This is a genomic window from Rodentibacter caecimuris, from assembly GCF_010587025.1.
GTDB classification, from domain to species: Bacteria; Pseudomonadota; Gammaproteobacteria; order Enterobacterales; family Pasteurellaceae; genus Rodentibacter; species Rodentibacter caecimuris.
The window spans coordinates 1,733,815-1,748,834 of the sequence record NZ_CP040863.1; the positions used below are offsets into that span (position 1 = coordinate 1,733,815).

At 41.0% G+C, this 15,020-nt stretch carries 15 protein-coding genes and 4 tRNA genes; 15 read left to right on the plus strand and 4 right to left on the minus strand.

Annotated features, from left to right (window positions below; translation table 11 throughout):
• The first annotated feature begins 7 nt into the window (after positions 1-7).
• Positions 8-823, plus strand: a complete 816-nt coding sequence (locus FEE42_RS08500) for a shikimate 5-dehydrogenase (RefSeq protein WP_164028215.1) — start codon at positions 8-10, stop codon at positions 821-823.
• Positions 824-878: 55 nt separating this feature from the next.
• Here the strand turns inward: FEE42_RS08500 and udp are convergent, their stop codons facing one another.
• Positions 879-1,637 carry a uridine phosphorylase gene (gene udp / locus FEE42_RS08505; protein ID WP_059368757.1) on the minus strand — a complete coding sequence of 253 codons (759 nt, stop codon included), beginning with the start codon at positions 1,635-1,637 and terminating at the stop codon, positions 879-881.
• Positions 1,638-1,689: 52 nt separating this feature from the next.
• Positions 1,690-3,189 carry a helicase HerA-like domain-containing protein gene (locus FEE42_RS08510; RefSeq protein ID WP_164028217.1) on the minus strand — a complete coding sequence of 500 codons (1,500 nt, stop codon included), beginning with the start codon at positions 3,187-3,189 and terminating at the stop codon, positions 1,690-1,692.
• A 119-nt stretch (positions 3,190-3,308) separates the two neighbouring features.
• Between FEE42_RS08510 and FEE42_RS08515 the strand changes: the two genes are divergently transcribed.
• From FEE42_RS08515 to citC, 5 genes are read left to right on the plus strand one after another with little or no spacing between them, the layout of a single operon-like run.
• On the plus strand, positions 3,309-3,983 hold the full coding sequence (locus tag FEE42_RS08515) for an MOSC domain-containing protein (RefSeq protein WP_164028219.1): 675 nt from the start codon (positions 3,309-3,311) through the stop codon (positions 3,981-3,983).
• On the plus strand, positions 3,973-4,446 hold the full coding sequence (locus FEE42_RS08520) for a YchJ family protein (protein ID WP_164028220.1): 474 nt from the start codon (positions 3,973-3,975) through the stop codon (positions 4,444-4,446). Before FEE42_RS08515 ends, FEE42_RS08520 begins: the two co-directional genes overlap by 11 nt.
• Positions 4,447-4,448: 2 nt before the next feature.
• Positions 4,449-5,282 (plus strand): virulence factor BrkB family protein, encoded by an 834-nt coding sequence (locus FEE42_RS08525; RefSeq protein ID WP_206023166.1) that lies wholly within the window; start codon positions 4,449-4,451, stop codon positions 5,280-5,282.
• Positions 5,282-5,716, plus strand: coding sequence for a D-aminoacyl-tRNA deacylase (gene dtd / locus FEE42_RS08530; RefSeq protein WP_059368761.1), 435 nt, complete (start codon positions 5,282-5,284; stop codon positions 5,714-5,716). Before FEE42_RS08525 ends, dtd begins: the two co-directional genes overlap by 1 nt.
• A 4-nt stretch (positions 5,717-5,720) precedes the next feature.
• On the plus strand, positions 5,721-6,797 hold the full coding sequence (gene citC, locus FEE42_RS08535) for a [citrate (pro-3S)-lyase] ligase (RefSeq protein ID WP_164028222.1): 1,077 nt from the start codon (positions 5,721-5,723) through the stop codon (positions 6,795-6,797).
• Between the two features lie 42 nt (positions 6,798-6,839).
• Here citC and coaA read toward each other — a convergent pair whose 3' ends face one another.
• Positions 6,840-7,775 carry a type I pantothenate kinase gene (coaA, locus tag FEE42_RS08540; RefSeq protein WP_059368763.1) on the minus strand — a complete coding sequence of 312 codons (936 nt, stop codon included), beginning with the start codon at positions 7,773-7,775 and terminating at the stop codon, positions 6,840-6,842.
• 214 nt (positions 7,776-7,989) lie between these two features.
• Here coaA and FEE42_RS08545 point away from each other — a divergent pair.
• From FEE42_RS08545 to FEE42_RS08585, 9 genes are all read left to right on the plus strand, one after another.
• Positions 7,990-8,065 (plus strand) — tRNA-Thr (locus FEE42_RS08545).
• Positions 8,066-8,095: 30 nt separating this feature from the next.
• A tRNA-Tyr gene (locus FEE42_RS08550) sits at positions 8,096-8,180 on the plus strand.
• Positions 8,181-8,222: 42 nt separating this feature from the next.
• Positions 8,223-8,297: transfer RNA gene (locus FEE42_RS08555), tRNA-Gly, on the plus strand.
• A gap of 3 nt (positions 8,298-8,300) precedes the next feature.
• Positions 8,301-8,376: transfer RNA gene (locus FEE42_RS08560), tRNA-Thr, on the plus strand.
• Between the two features lie 101 nt (positions 8,377-8,477).
• A complete protein-coding gene (gene tuf, locus FEE42_RS08565; RefSeq protein WP_018356115.1) occupies positions 8,478-9,662 on the plus strand; it encodes an elongation factor Tu in 1,185 nt (394 codons plus the stop codon).
• A gap of 193 nt (positions 9,663-9,855) precedes the next feature.
• Entirely contained in the window at positions 9,856-10,797 is a 942-nt protein-coding gene (gene hemC / locus FEE42_RS08570; RefSeq protein ID WP_164028224.1) for a hydroxymethylbilane synthase, read from the plus strand.
• On the plus strand, positions 10,797-11,537 hold the full coding sequence (locus FEE42_RS08575) for a uroporphyrinogen-III synthase (protein WP_164028225.1): 741 nt from the start codon (positions 10,797-10,799) through the stop codon (positions 11,535-11,537). Before hemC ends, FEE42_RS08575 begins: the two co-directional genes overlap by 1 nt.
• Positions 11,538-11,558: 21 nt before the next feature.
• Positions 11,559-12,824 (plus strand): uroporphyrinogen-III C-methyltransferase, encoded by a 1,266-nt coding sequence (locus tag FEE42_RS08580; RefSeq protein ID WP_164028227.1) that lies wholly within the window; start codon positions 11,559-11,561, stop codon positions 12,822-12,824.
• Between the two features lie 9 nt (positions 12,825-12,833).
• Complete coding sequence (locus FEE42_RS08585; protein ID WP_059368586.1) at positions 12,834-14,105, plus strand: heme biosynthesis protein HemY; 1,272 nt, start codon at positions 12,834-12,836, stop codon at positions 14,103-14,105.
• 160 nt (positions 14,106-14,265) lie between these two features.
• Here the strand turns inward: FEE42_RS08585 and deoR are convergent, their stop codons facing one another.
• A complete protein-coding gene (gene deoR, locus FEE42_RS08590) occupies positions 14,266-15,018 on the minus strand; it encodes a DNA-binding transcriptional repressor DeoR (RefSeq protein ID WP_135969567.1) in 753 nt (250 codons plus the stop codon).
• Positions 15,019-15,020: the final 2 nt, after the last annotated feature.

Below are 15,020 nucleotides of genomic sequence, written 5' to 3' on the forward strand. Positions count from 1 at the left end.
TCATAAAATGATCAACAAAGATACCCAACTCTGTATGTCTCTTTCCGGCAGACCGGGAAATTTTGGCACAAGGTTTCACAATTATCTGTACGAAAAATTGGGATTAAACTTTATTTATAAAGCCTTTACCACACAAGATATTGAACATGCGGTGAAAGGTGTGCGAGCCTTAGGGATTCGGGGCTGTGCCGTGTCTATGCCGTTTAAAGAAAGTTGTATGCCGTTTGTCGATGAAATTCACCCTTCCGCACAGGCCATTGAGTCGGTGAATACTATTGTGAATGACAACGGTGTTCTACGTGCCTATAACACCGATTACATTGCGATCGTGAAACTGATTGAAAAATATCGGTTAGATAAAAACAGCACGGTGATGGTGCACGGCAGCGGAGGAATGGCAAAAGCGGTGGTTGCCGCATTTAAAAATAGTGGTTTTGACAATTTAAAAGTTTATGCCCGAAATGAAAAAACAGGGCAGTATTTAGCCGCACTTTACGGCTACGAGTACGTCAATAGTTTGGAAAATCAGCAGGCAGATATTTTAATCAATGTCACGCCAATCGGTATGCAAGGTGGCAAAGAAGAAAAAGATTTAGCCTTTCCTAACACAATGATTACACAAGCAAAAACCGCTTTTGATGTGGTGGCAATCCCTGCGGAAACGCCGTTTATTCAATTTGCCGAAAGCCTAGGCAAACAAATTATTTCAGGTGCGGAAGTGATTGTTTTACAGGCAGTGGAGCAATTCGAACTTTATACCCATCAACGTCCAAATGACGAATTAGTCGCTGAGGCCGCCGCTTTTGCAAGGGCGAATAATTAAAAGTGCGGTTAAAAATAAAGGCGTTTTACAATATCAAAACGCCTTTTTCATCTTTTTAAGAAACTAATTTCCTTACTGCTTCTACCACTACGGAAATCGCTTTTTCTTCGCTGGCTTTTATTGTGGCTTCATTTGGGATTTCTTGTTGCGTACGATTGACGATCACGCCTGAAACCATACCGGCGCGTAAACCTAACGCATTACACATGGTAAATAAGGTAGCGGATTCCATCTCAAAATTCATCACATTAAGATCCTGCCATTGTTTGAGCAAGCCTTGGTAATCACGATAAATCTTTCCACTGTAAGTGTCATAACGTTCTTGACCCGGATAGAAGGTATCTGATGAGGCGGTAATGCCGACAAAAGGCTCAATACCTTTTTCTTTTGCCGCATCGTAAAGGGCGGTAGTACACTCAAAATTAGCTACCGCCGGATATTCCAATGGGGCAAAATGTTTGCTTGCACCGTCTAAACGTACTGCACCGGTAGTGACGAGAATATCACCGACATTAATATGCGGTTGAATAGCGCCGGTGGTACCGATTCGTAAAAAAGTACGAACACCGAGTTGGGCTAATTCTTCCACACAAATAGAGACGGACGGGCCGCCGATACCGGTAGAGCACACCACAACGGGTTGGCCGTTTAAATAACCTAACCACGAGGTAAATTCTCGGGTACTGGTGAGGAACTCAGGATTATCAAGATGTTTGGCTATACGTTCGCTGCGAGCCGGATCGCCCGGAACGATGGCAATGGTTGCCCCTTTTAATTGTGCTTTGGTTAAGTTTAAATGAAATACCTCTGACATAGTTGTCTCCTTAATTTAAATTTAGCGGTAAAAATGACCGCACTTTGGTTTGTTATTTTTTTAATGCGCCTAAAATACCACGCATAATTTGTTTGGTGACTTCATTGCGAATATTTCTCCCCACGGATTTTGCAACGCTATTCACCATTTGTTCTGTCGGGCTTAATTTATCACCCCGTTTTTTGGTGCCGAAAATCATACGGCTGAGGCTGCCTAAAATGCCGTTTTCTTCTTCCTCTTGAGCTTGCTCCGCTTGTTTTTTTTGCACGGCGGCAAGATCGGCTTGCGCATTTAAGACTTCAAAGGCAGATTCGTTATCCACATAATCTTTATAGGACGGATAAAGCTCATCATCTTTTACCCATGTGGTTCGTTCTTCGCCTGAAAGAGGGGAAAGTTGGCTTTTCGGCGGGTAAATATAGGCAATTTCAACTGGGGTTGGCATACCTTTTTCGTCTAAGAAAGAGACTAACGCTTGCCCTACGCCAAGTGTCGAAATACTTTCTACTACATTGACCGCCGGGTTGGCACGGAAGGTTTCGGCAGCGGATTTTACGGCTTTTTGATCACGTGGTGTGAAAGCACGTAATGCATGTTGTACTCGGTTACCCAATTGACCTAAAACCGTATCCGGTAAATCTAACGGATTTTGTGTGACAAAATAGATGCCGACCCCCTTAGAACGAATTAAACGCACCACTTTTTCGACTTTTTCCACCAATACTGCCGGGGCATCGTCAAATAATAAATGCGCCTCATCAAAAAACATGACGAATTTAGGTTTATCCGGATCACCTACTTCCGGTAATTGCTCAAATAATTCAGACATTAACCATAACAAGAACGCACTATACATTCTTGGAGAGTTAATCAGTTGTTCCGAATTTAAAACATTGATCACGCCACGCCCATCACGAGTTTGTAACCAGTCGTCAAGATTAAGGGCGGGTTCGCCGAATAAATTTGCAGCGCCTTCATTTTCAAGGGTAAGCAATGCACGTTGAATCGCTCCTACACTCGCCGCAGAGACATTGCCGTATTCCACTTGGAAAGTTTTGGCATTTTCCGCTACATATTTTAGCATTGCACGAAGATCTTTTAAATCAATAAGCAATAAACCTTTGTCGTCGGCAACACGGAAAACGAGATTCAACAAACCTTCTTGTGTGGCATTAAGATTTAACAGGCGGGAAAGTAATAAAGGGCCCATTTCAGAAATGGTGGTACGAAGCGGAATACCGGTTTTACCGAAAACATCCCAAAAAGAGACGGGGTAGCCCTTTAAATAAGCCTCGCCGCCTAGTTCAAATTGTTCGATGCGCTCGGCAATTTTGCCTTGAAATTGACCTGCTTTCACCAGGCCTGACAGATCGCCTTTGACATCGACCAAAAACACCGGCACACCGTCATCACTGAACGTTTCTGCCATTTTACGTAAGGTGACGGTTTTCCCCGTACCGGTCGCCCCGGCGATTAAGCCGTGGCGATTTGCCATTTTTGCGGTAATACCGAGTGTTTGTCCTTGTGTGCTTCGTGCGAGATCATATTGCATAAGTGTTCCTTTCTTTAATGCTATTTATGGGGAAATGATAGGGAAAAAACAAAGTGCGGTCAAAATTTAAGTCATTTTGCGATATAATTTTACGCGTTTTTGTTGATAAGGGAAATGAAATGTCAAAGTCAGAAATTTTGGTGATTAAAATCGGTGAAGTCGAACAACTGACTTTTGCTGACGGTACCTGTTATGAAAGTGCTATTCGAAAACGCCCGGTATCCTCTGTAAAAATCCATTCATTGGGTGCGTATGGTAATGATGTCGGGCTTAAAAAACACCATGGCGGTGTGGATAAAGCATTATTTTTTATGTCGGATGTGTCTTTTCCTGCATTAAATACCTTATTAGACGAAGATTTTTCTTACATTGGTACGGCGGTTTATGGCGAAAATTTTGTCGTCTCAGGCTTTGACGAGGATTCCGTTTGTGTGGGCGATCGCTTTAAAATCGGTACAACCCTTTTGGAAGTGTCGCAACCCCGCAAACCTTGCGAACGTTTATCTAAAAATACCAATAATCCCGAAACCCAAAAAACCGTTTATCTTTCAGGTTGGAGCGGTTGGTATGTGCGTGTTATTGAAGAGGGGGAAATTTCGCAAGGGGATGAATTAATCCTAAAAAGCCGACCTTATCCTCAACTTACTATTCGTCATTTAAATCGCTTATTGTCGGGTAAACCAACGGCGGAAGAATTAGAGCAGGCACTTGCCGTTGAAGAATTAGCAGCAGCATTTAAACGTTCATTAAGTTCTCAATTAAGTAAAGTTCGGGCATGCAAAAATGACAAATAAAACAACCGTACTTTGCCCTTGCCAATCAACAAAAAATTATGGAGATTGTTGCGGGCTATTCCATCAGCATAAGGCTTTGCCGGAAACGGCGGAACAGCTTATGCGTTCACGCTATACGGCGTATGTACTGAAAGATATTGCTTATATCGTAGAAACAACCGTCCCCAGCCAACAAAGGCTCTTAGCAACGCAAGTCTTACAAGATTGGGCGGATAGTACCCAATGGCTTGGTTTACAAATTCTGAAAACGGAAACCTTAACCAAACAGCAAAGTGCGGTAGAATTTCGTGCGATTTTTCAGAGTGAGGAAGGGGAGCAGTCTCATCAAGAGCGGTCAATTTTTGTCAAGATTGAGGGGCGTTGGTATTTTGTTGATCCGACAGTGGTATTGCCAACCATGAAGCAACCTTGTGTTTGCGGTTCGGGGAAAAAATTTAAACATTGTTGCGGGGCATGGCTATGACTATGACAGATTTCACTTTCTTTAAACGATTTTGGCTACGTTTTAATGAAAATAAATTGACGCAGGCTGCGGGCTCGCTCACTTATAGCACTATGTTGGCGATTGTGCCGTTAGTGATGGTGATTTTTTCAATTTTTTCGGCGTTTCCGGTGTTCAATGAGGTAACCGGTGCGCTGAAAGCGTTTATTTTTACAAACTTTGCCCCCTCTGCAGGCGATGTTGTGGGGCAATATATTGATGAATTTGTGAATAATTCTAAGCAGATGAGCGCGGTGGGGATTGTCAGTTTAATTGCCGTGGCGTTAATGCTGATTAATTCCATTGATCGCACCTTAAACGGCATTTGGCAAGAGAGCGGTACGCGCCCGATTTTTACTTCTTTTGCGATTTATTGGCTGATTTTAACCCTTGGGCCTTTGCTTATTGGTACAAGTATTGCCGCAAGCGCTTATGTGAAAGCGATGTTTGAGAGTTCGGAACATCTTTCCTTCGGTTTAACATTACTCGGTTTTGTTCCTTTTCTTTCCACTTGGTTTATTTTTACCGTGCTTTATACGGTAGTGCCGAATAAAAAAGTCAGCGTCAAACATTCCGCTGCCGGGGCATTAATCGCAGCCGTATTCTTCACATTGGGTAAACAGGCTTTTGCTTGGTATATTGCCACTTTCCCCTCTTATCAATTAATTTATGGCGCGATGGCAACTCTGCCGATAATGTTGTTATGGGTTCAATTAAGTTGGACGGTTGTTTTACTTGGTGCGCAACTCGCCGCCGTTTTAGCCGAGATGAAACGAGAAAAAGTGCGGTTAGAAAATGAAGAAATGAAGGAGATATAATGATTGCATTAATACAGCGTGTTACACGGGCTCAAGTGGATGTGAATGGTGAAAAAGTCGGAAAAATTGGCAAAGGGTTATTAGTATTACTGGGTGTGGAGAAAAATGATGACCGCACAAAAGCCGATAAATTGGCAGAAAAAGTTTTACATTACCGCATTTTTAACGATGAAAACGGCAAAATGAATTTAAATGTTCAGCAAGCTGGCGGCGCATTGTTGGTGGTGTCGCAATTCACCCTTGCCGCCGATACCCAAAAAGGCTTGCGCCCGAGTTTTTCTAAGGGGGCTGAACCGGCACTGGCAAATGAGCTTTATGACTATTTTTCACAAAAATGTGCCGAGAAGATTCAGGTTGAAAACGGGCGTTTCGCCGCAGATATGCAGGTCAGCCTCACTAATGACGGTCCCGTTACATTTTGGTTAAACGTATAACGCTATGAATCATTATTCTATTGGTCAAGTTGCTTTTTCCGACCGAAATAGCCTTGCTCAAATTGATGCGCTGCTTGAGCAAGAAGGGATTCAGCGTGATCCAAATTTGGACTATCTTTGTGCAATGTTTGATGAGGAGTTTAATATCATTGCAACAGGGGCTTGTTTTGGTAATACCTTGCGTTGCTTAGCGGTATCTCAATTTCATCAAGGGGAAGGCTTGATGAATCAAGTCGTCACACATTTGATCAATGTTCAAATGGAACGAGGCAATGCACATCTGTTTCTCTATACGAAATGTGAGTCAGCAAAATTTTTCTATGATCTCGGCTTTCGGGAGATCGTGCGAATTCCGGATCAGATCGTCTTTATGGAAAACAAACGCAATGGATTCGGGGATTATTTAACTCGGCTGCAAAACGAGACAGCAAAAAGTGCGGTGAAAAATCAGGGCGTTTTTAACGAGAAAAGAACGGCGGCTATTGTGATGAATGCCAACCCTTTCACTCTTGGACATCAATATTTGGTAGAAAAAGCAGCGAGTGAAAATGACATTGTTCATCTGTTTATTTTGAGTGAAGGCAGTAGTTTATTCCCTTACTCTGTGCGTAAAAAATTGATTCAAGCCGGTATCGCGCATTTGCCTAATGTCATATTGCACGATAGCGGTTCTTATATCATAAGCCAAGCCACTTTCCCGAGCTATTTCCAAAAAAGCGATGATGCTGTTATTAAAAGCAATGTAGAGATTGATTTACAGATTTTTGTACGCATTGCACAAGCATTGGGGATTCAACGCCGTTATGTGGGTGATGAGCCGTTTAGCCATGTGACAAACCTTTACAATCAAACTATGCTACAAAAATTACCGGAATATGGTGTGGCGTGCGTGGTGGTGGAACGGAAAGAAACGGCTGAAAGAGTTATTAGTGCATCGGCTGTTAGGCAGGCTATTAAGGATAAAAATTGGTTGGCAGTCAAAAAACTGGTACCTCAAAGCACCTTTGATTTTTTGCTGAGTGATGAAGCCGTGCCGATAGTAGAGAAAATTCAACAAACGGAAGATGTAAAACATTATTGATATAAGGCGGTTAAAAAACAACGCGATTTTTAACCGCTCTTTTTATTTTCTAAGTTTGACTAACTCCACTGCGTGAGCCGCACCTTTTGTCAAAATGAGGTTTGCCCGTTCACGGGTTGGCAAAATATTTTCTCGTAGATTTAAACCGTTGATACTTTCCCAAATTTGGGAGGCGATGGTAATTGCCTCTTCTTCTGACAGCGTGGCGTAGTGTTTAAAGTAGGAATCAGGGTTACTAAAGGCACTTTGGCGGAATTTTAAGAAACGCTTGATATACCATTCTTTTAGCAAATTTTCTTCTGCATCCACATAAATTGAAAAATCTACAAAATCAGAAACGAAAATTTGATTACTTTTGTTTCCGCCCGTTTGTAGTACGTTCAATCCTTCTAAAATTAAAATATCCGGTTGATTAACTTCGTGAAATTCATCAGGAATAATATCGTATGTCAAATGCGAGTAAATAGGTGCTTTAACATGTTTATTGCCAGATTTAATGTCGGCTAAAAAGTGAATGAGCTTCGCCGTGTCATAAGAGACGGGAAAGCCTTTTTTTTGTAGTAGATTATCCTGCTTCAGTTTTTCGAGCGGATAGAGGAATCCGTCGGTTGTAATAAGATCAACTGTTCTTTCGCCCGGCCAATGGGAGAGGAGAGATTGCAGAATACGTGCAGAGGTACTTTTGCCGACAGCAACACTCCCTGCAATGCTGATAATGTAAGGGACTTTAGGACTTTGTCCGCCTAAAAAACGATTGAGTACGGTTTGGCGGCGAAGGTTTTCGTCAATATAATAGTTAATTAAGCGGGCGAGTGGTAAATAAATGGTTCTTACTTCATCAAGAGAAAGTTCTTCATTGAAGCCAAGTAGCGGTTTAAGATCCTGTTCAGTGAGTTTTAGTGGTACCGATTTTCGCAAGTTAGCCCATTGTTCTCGACTAAAACTTAAAAATGGTGTGAGTTGGTTTGAAATTTCCACTATATAACGGTAATGTTGTTGAAATATTATTGAAAAATATACCTTATAACGCCTTGTTATGCATTGTTTTTTTCTAACTTGATGAAAATGACGTCAAAAAACGGGCGGTTTTGCTTGCAAATTAGACGAACAAGTAAAAAAATAAATTTTTTTAGAAAAAAGACTTGTCAGGCAAACTTTTTTCCATATAATACGCCTCACTTGCTTACGACACGCCGACTTAGCTCAGTAGGTAGAGCAACTGACTTGTAATCAGTAGGTCATCAGTTCGATTCCGATAGTCGGCACCATTCTTTCGTAGACAAGCATTCATTTAGCGTGGAGGGGTTCCCGAGCGGCCAAAGGGGGCAGACTGTAAATCTGTTGGCTCAGCCTTCGAAGGTTCGAATCCTTCTCCCTCCACCATCTTTTAGATGAATTCTGATGGGACAGATGAATTTAGGACTTGCGGGCATCGTATAATGGCTATTACCTTAGCCTTCCAAGCTAATGATGCGGGTTCGATTCCCGCTGCCCGCTCCAAACGCTGATATAGCTCAGTTGGTAGAGCGCACCCTTGGTAAGGGTGAGGTCGGCGGTTCAAATCCGCCTATCAGCACCAGCCTTCAATTCACTTTCCTTGTTAAATAGTAATGAATTTTATTGGTTAATGTGGTTTAATTTACCCATCGATAACCGTGTCTATTTAGAGGGACTCTTTAAATGTCTAAAGAAAAATTTGAACGTACAAAACCGCACGTAAACGTGGGTACAATCGGCCACGTTGACCACGGTAAAACAACTTTAACAGCAGCAATCACGACAGTATTGGCAAAACACTACGGTGGTGCGGCTCGTGCATTTGACCAAATCGATAACGCGCCGGAAGAAAAAGCGCGTGGTATTACCATCAATACTTCACACGTTGAATACGATACACCAACCCGTCACTACGCACACGTTGACTGTCCGGGACACGCCGACTACGTTAAAAACATGATTACCGGTGCGGCACAAATGGACGGTGCAATCTTAGTGGTTGCGGCGACTGACGGTCCTATGCCACAAACTCGTGAACACATCTTATTAGGTCGCCAAGTAGGTGTACCTTACATCATCGTATTCTTAAACAAATGCGATATGGTTGATGACGAAGAGTTGTTAGAATTAGTTGAAATGGAAGTTCGTGAACTTCTTTCTCAATATGACTTCCCGGGTGATGACACCCCAATCGTACGTGGTTCAGCATTAAAAGCGTTAGAAGGCGATGCGGCATGGGAAGAAAAAATCCTTGAATTAGCAAACCACTTAGATACTTATATCCCGGAACCTGAACGTGCAATTGACCAACCGTTCCTTCTTCCAATTGAAGATGTGTTCTCAATCTCCGGTCGTGGTACGGTAGTAACCGGTCGTGTAGAGCGTGGTATCATCCGTACAGGTGATGAAGTTGAAATCGTGGGTATCAAAGATACGGCAAAAACAACCGTAACCGGTGTTGAAATGTTCCGTAAATTACTTGACGAAGGTCGTGCAGGTGAAAACATCGGTGCGTTATTACGTGGTACCAAACGTGAAGAAATCGAACGTGGTCAAGTATTGGCGAAACCGGGTTCAATCACGCCACACACTGACTTCGAATCAGAAGTGTACGTATTATCTAAAGATGAAGGTGGTCGTCACACCCCATTCTTCAAAGGTTACCGTCCACAATTCTATTTCCGTACAACAGACGTAACCGGTACTATTGAGTTACCGGAAGGTGTGGAAATGGTAATGCCTGGCGATAACATCAAAATGACTGTATCCTTAATCCACCCGATTGCGATGGACCAAGGTTTACGTTTCGCAATCCGTGAAGGTGGTCGTACTGTAGGTGCGGGCGTTGTTGCGAAAATTATTAAATAATTCATCTGATGAATTGAATATGGAGGCAGATCGAAAGATCTGCCTTTTTCATATCACTTTTTTATATCCTATAGATAGGATTTAACCAGAAGCAAGATCACCGGAATCTTCCATAGAAAAGCTAAATGAAAACTGACTTTTTTCCCTAAGAGTGATAGGATAAAGGACAAATTGCTGACATATTAATACAGTTATGACAACATCAACCATTCTAAAAATAGCAACACGACAAAGTCCGCTTGCATTATGGCAAGCTAATTTTGTAAAAGAATGTTTAGAAAAAATCCACCCAGACTTAACCGTGGAGCTTGTTCCAATGGTGACAAAAGGAGATGTTATTCTTGATACTCCTTTGGCCAAAATTGGCGGGAAGGGCTTATTTGTCAAAGAATTAGAAAATGCATTATTAGAAAAACGCGCCGATATTGCTGTACACTCCATGAAAGATGTTCCAATGCAATTTCCAGAAGGGCTTGGACTAAGTGTTATTTGTAAGCGTGAAGACCCACGTGATGCCTTTGTCTCCAATCACTATGCGTCATTTGATGATTTACCGAAAGGCGCGATTGTCGGTACATCAAGTTTACGCCGTCAATGCCAATTAAAAGAGTTACGACCGGATTTAGATATTCGTTCTTTACGTGGTAATGTGGGGACTCGGTTAAGCAAATTGGATAATGGCGAATACGATGCAATCATTTTGGCTGCAGCCGGGTTAATTCGTCTGGGGATGAAAGAGCGTATTGCCTCTTTTATTGAGGTGACAACTTCTTTGCCGGCGGTTGGACAAGGTGCTGTTGGGATTGAATGTCGAACGGATGATCATCTTGTTCAGGCATTACTCGCACCGCTTGCTGATGAAGAGACGACAGTTTGTGTCAAGGCGGAGAGAGCCATGAACGCACGTTTGCAGGGTGGTTGCCAAGTGCCTATTGGGGGATATGCTGTTCTCGAAAATAATCAAATTTATTTACGCGCACTGGTTGGTGAACTTGACGGCTCATCAATTATTCGGGTAGAAAGTAAAAGTACAGTTGAGAAAGCGGAAGAATTAGGCGTTCAACTCGCAGAAAAATTGCTCACACAAGGTGCCGATCGTATCCTTGCGAAAGTTTATTCATTAGGAGAACAGTAATGGCGATTCTTGTCACCCGCCCTGATGAACGTGGAAAACAGCTGGCTGATTTACTCAATCAAGCCGGTTGGGTAGCGCTGTATTTACCCTTATTTACTTTTGCAAGTGGTAAAGAGTTGGAAAGCCTACCGGGGAAACTTGATCGATTAAAATCCGGTGATTATGTCTTTCTTGTGTCTAAAAGTGCGGTTGATTTTTCTGCTAAAACGCTAAAAGAAGTCGGCTTCCATTGGCGTGAAGATTTACAATACTTTACTGTTGGGCAAAGAACCGCACAGCATTTTGCCTGTCAAAGCGAACAATTTATACGCTACCCCATTGAACAAGAAAATAGTGAGGGCTTGCTTGCTCTTCCACAAATGCAACAACTTAATGGAAAACAAATTTTAATTTTACGCGGTAATGGCGGGCGTGAATATTTTACTGAACAAGCGAAAAAACGAGGAGCAATGGTAGAAACGGTGGAATGCTACCGTCGAGAGCCTATAATCTATAATAATGATGAACAAAGCAGTATTTATAAACGTTCCGGTGTGGATACATTAGTCGTCACCAGTTTAGAAATTTTACATGCATTAATTAAATTTGTCCCTGAAACTGAACAAAGCTGGCTGAAAAGTTGTAAGTTAGTCACGGTGAGTGCCCGTATTGCCGATGTAGCAAAATCTCAAGGCTGGCAAACCGTCATCCTCTCTCCAAAAGCGGATAACCAAAGTTTGTTGAAGACATTACTTAGCTAAATGACCTAATAAGGAATGAATATGGCGAAAAATAAATCAAATGAAGTAGCAGAAAACCTTGATGATACTGTAGAAAGTACCATTGAAACCACAGCTGAAACTCCAACTGAAACCAATTCCCAACCAGCTCAAACCATTGTGAAGAAAAGCGGAACAGGGTTAAGTCTGTTGGCTATTTTAATTGCGTTAGGCGTGGGCGGAGCCGGCTATTATTTAGGGCAGCAGCAAGTGGGAGAAATTCAGCAAAAATTGACCGCACTTGAAGGAAAAATCACTAACGTTTCGTCAACTCCTTTGGACAGTGTTCAACCTGAACAGATTGAAACTCTTGAAAAAAATATTTCCGCAACACAAAATAAATTGAATCAAGTTGAGCAATTGGTTTTAGCAAAAGATCAGGAGTTAGGTGCATTACGTCACCAACTTGAAGTAGTGAGTAAACAAGCGGTGGCTCAACAGCCTAACGATTGGTTATTTTCAGAAGCCGATTTTTTACTTAACAATGCATTACGTAAGTTAGTGTTGGACAGTGATATAGAGACCGGAATTTCTCTATTGAAATTGGCTAATGAAACGTTAATGAAGGTAAATAGTTCTGAATCAATAGCGATTCGTGCGGCAATTAACCAAGATCTCAAACAACTACTTTCAGTCGATAATGTTGATCAAAATTCGGTAATGCAACAGCTTTCCCAGTTAGCCAATTCTGTGGATGAATTGCCTTTGTTGAACGTTAATTTTGGCGATGTTTCCGATTCGACCAAATTGTCTGATTCTTTGGACGATTGGCAAGCTAATGCAGAAAAAAGTGCGGTTTCTTTTTTGAATCATTTTATTCGAATTACACCGAAACAAGGTACGGATAAAAAAGAATTGCTTGCCCCCAATCAAGACATTTATTTACGTGAAAACATTCGCTTACGTTTACAGTTAGCGATTATGGCGGTATCGCGTCAGCAAAATGATTTATATAAACAATCCTTGGATGCGGTCGCAACTTGGGTACGCAGCTATTTTGATACAAACACGGAAGTCACACAGAGTTTCTTAAAATCTACTGATGAATTAATGGAATTATCGGTTTATGTCGATGTGCCGAATCAATTACAAAGTTTGAACTTACTTGATAAATATCTCAATCGTACGCCTATGGATGTGAAAAAAATTGAGATTGAAGCTGAAAAATCTTTTGACGAACCGACAAAATTAAGTGATGTGAAAGAGGGGCAAGCCAATCAGGATGTGTCTTCTACGGATGAGAAACCAACCACTGAGCCTCAACAATAAGGATAGACTATGTTTAGAACACTATTTTTAATGCTGGCTTTACTTGCAGGGTTGATTGCAGGCCCGTATCTTTCAGGTCAGCAAGGTTATGTTCGTATTGAAACGGCAGGTAATATTTATGAAATGTCTATCACGACACTGGTGATTTTATTTGTTGCAGCCCTTGCAGTAGTTTATGCCATAGAGTGGATTGTTAGCCGTTTCTTGCGTTTAAGTAATAATACTTACAGCTGGTTTTCTCGTCGTAAACGTGTTAAAGCACAAAAACAAACTCTTGAAGGTTTAATGAAAATGGACGAAGGGGATTATAGCAAGGCTGAGAAACTTATCGGTAAGAATGCGAAACATTCTGACGAACCTATTTTAAATCTCATTAAAGCGGCTGAAGCTGCACAACAACGTGGTGATGAATTTAGCGCAAACCGTTATTTAATTGAAGCAACCGAACTTGCTGGTTCGGATAACTTACTTGTTGAAATTGCCCGTACCCGAATCCTGTTACAACAAAATAAATTACCGGCAGCCCGTAGCTCGGTAGATAGTTTGTTGGAGATGACGGATCGAAATAAAGAAGTCTTAAAATTAGCGGTTGAGATTTATACGCAATCTAAAGCTTATCAGGCGCTTGATAATATTTTGGATTTAATTCAGCGCTCAGGTTTATATTCACCCGATGAGTTTAAAACGGTGCAGGTGAATACAGAGAATGGTTTACTTGATGAAAAAATGAATGAAGAAGGCGTAGATGGTTTACTCGCTTGGTGGGAAGCTCAGCCTCGCCGTCGTCGCAACGATTTAGGTTTAAAAGTTGCATTAATTCAACGCTTAATTGATTGCAATGACCATGAATCTGCTTATGAATTCACCCTAGAAACATTAAAGAAATGGGGCGATAATACACCGTTAAGTCCGGCACTTTGTACACAAATGACCCGTTTACAGCCGACTGATAATACAAAATTAATCAAGATGATGGAAAAACGTGCCAAATATGCTGATGAAAATCAATGCTGTGGTATTAATCGTGCTCTTGGTTATTTGTATGTGCGTAATAACGAATTTACTAAAGCGGTAGAGGCTTTTAAGAAAGTCATTGCTTGCCCGAAACAGCTCGAATCTAATGATGCTATGATGGCGGCTTACGTATTTGAGCAAGCCGGCGATAAAGCGATGGCAGAAAAAATCCGTCAAGAAAGCCTACACCATGCAATGTCGCTCCAAACTAGCGAGGTAGATAAAACTGAAGAAAATCCTACCGCACTTTTAGAAGAAAAAGTGTAAAACTTAATTTAATAAGTGAGAGGTTCTCATTTAGCATATGTTCATCAAGGGTGAATGTTTTTTGTTTATGCATTTTATCAGCCAAAATAAAGCATTCACCTCTCTAAATTTCTATTTAATTATCTTATCTTATATTAAATTCAAGAGATCACGACTAAACTTATTTACCTCCCCAAATTCTTTCACTTGGTATTCCAAATTCTTCTGGAATAGGTCTATTACAGACTATCAGATCAAAGTCATCAAGTTGACCAATGTAGGCAGAATGAACTTGTTGAAACTTAGTATGATCAAAAATAAGAATTTTCTTTTGTGTTTTTGCCATGGCTTTTTGCTTTACTTGGGCTTCACTGAATCTAAAACAGGTTAGCCCCTGTTGTCTATCAACACCGGAAGTTGCAATAAATGCTTTCGTTGTACATACAGAGTCTAGTATGGAATGACTTTGAGTTGATGTGACCAGTGAATTATCTCTCGAATAATGACCACCACATAGAATAATATTGCAATTTATTTTCTCTTGTAAAATCATAAATGTATTAATAGAACAACATATCGCTGTAAATTTAACTTTATCAGAGATCTGTGAAGCTAAAGACGCAATCGTGGTTCCACAATCAAAAAATATGACATCCCCATCTTCAATTAAACTAGAGGCCAGTTTCCCTACATCCATTTTTTCTACTATATTTTTATCTTGTTGTTCTAAGAGAAAATAATTATTTTTTGTTTCATTAACAATATATCCGCCCAGCAAGCTCATTGATTTTGTGGAAACTAAGTCTCGACGAATAGTCATTTCTGAAACATTAAGGATAGCAGATGCTTCACGTAGATGGATTTTATCTACTTGCTTTAACAGTAATTCTAATTTTTTTATTCTGGAATTAATCTTAGTATTATCTATTGTCATGT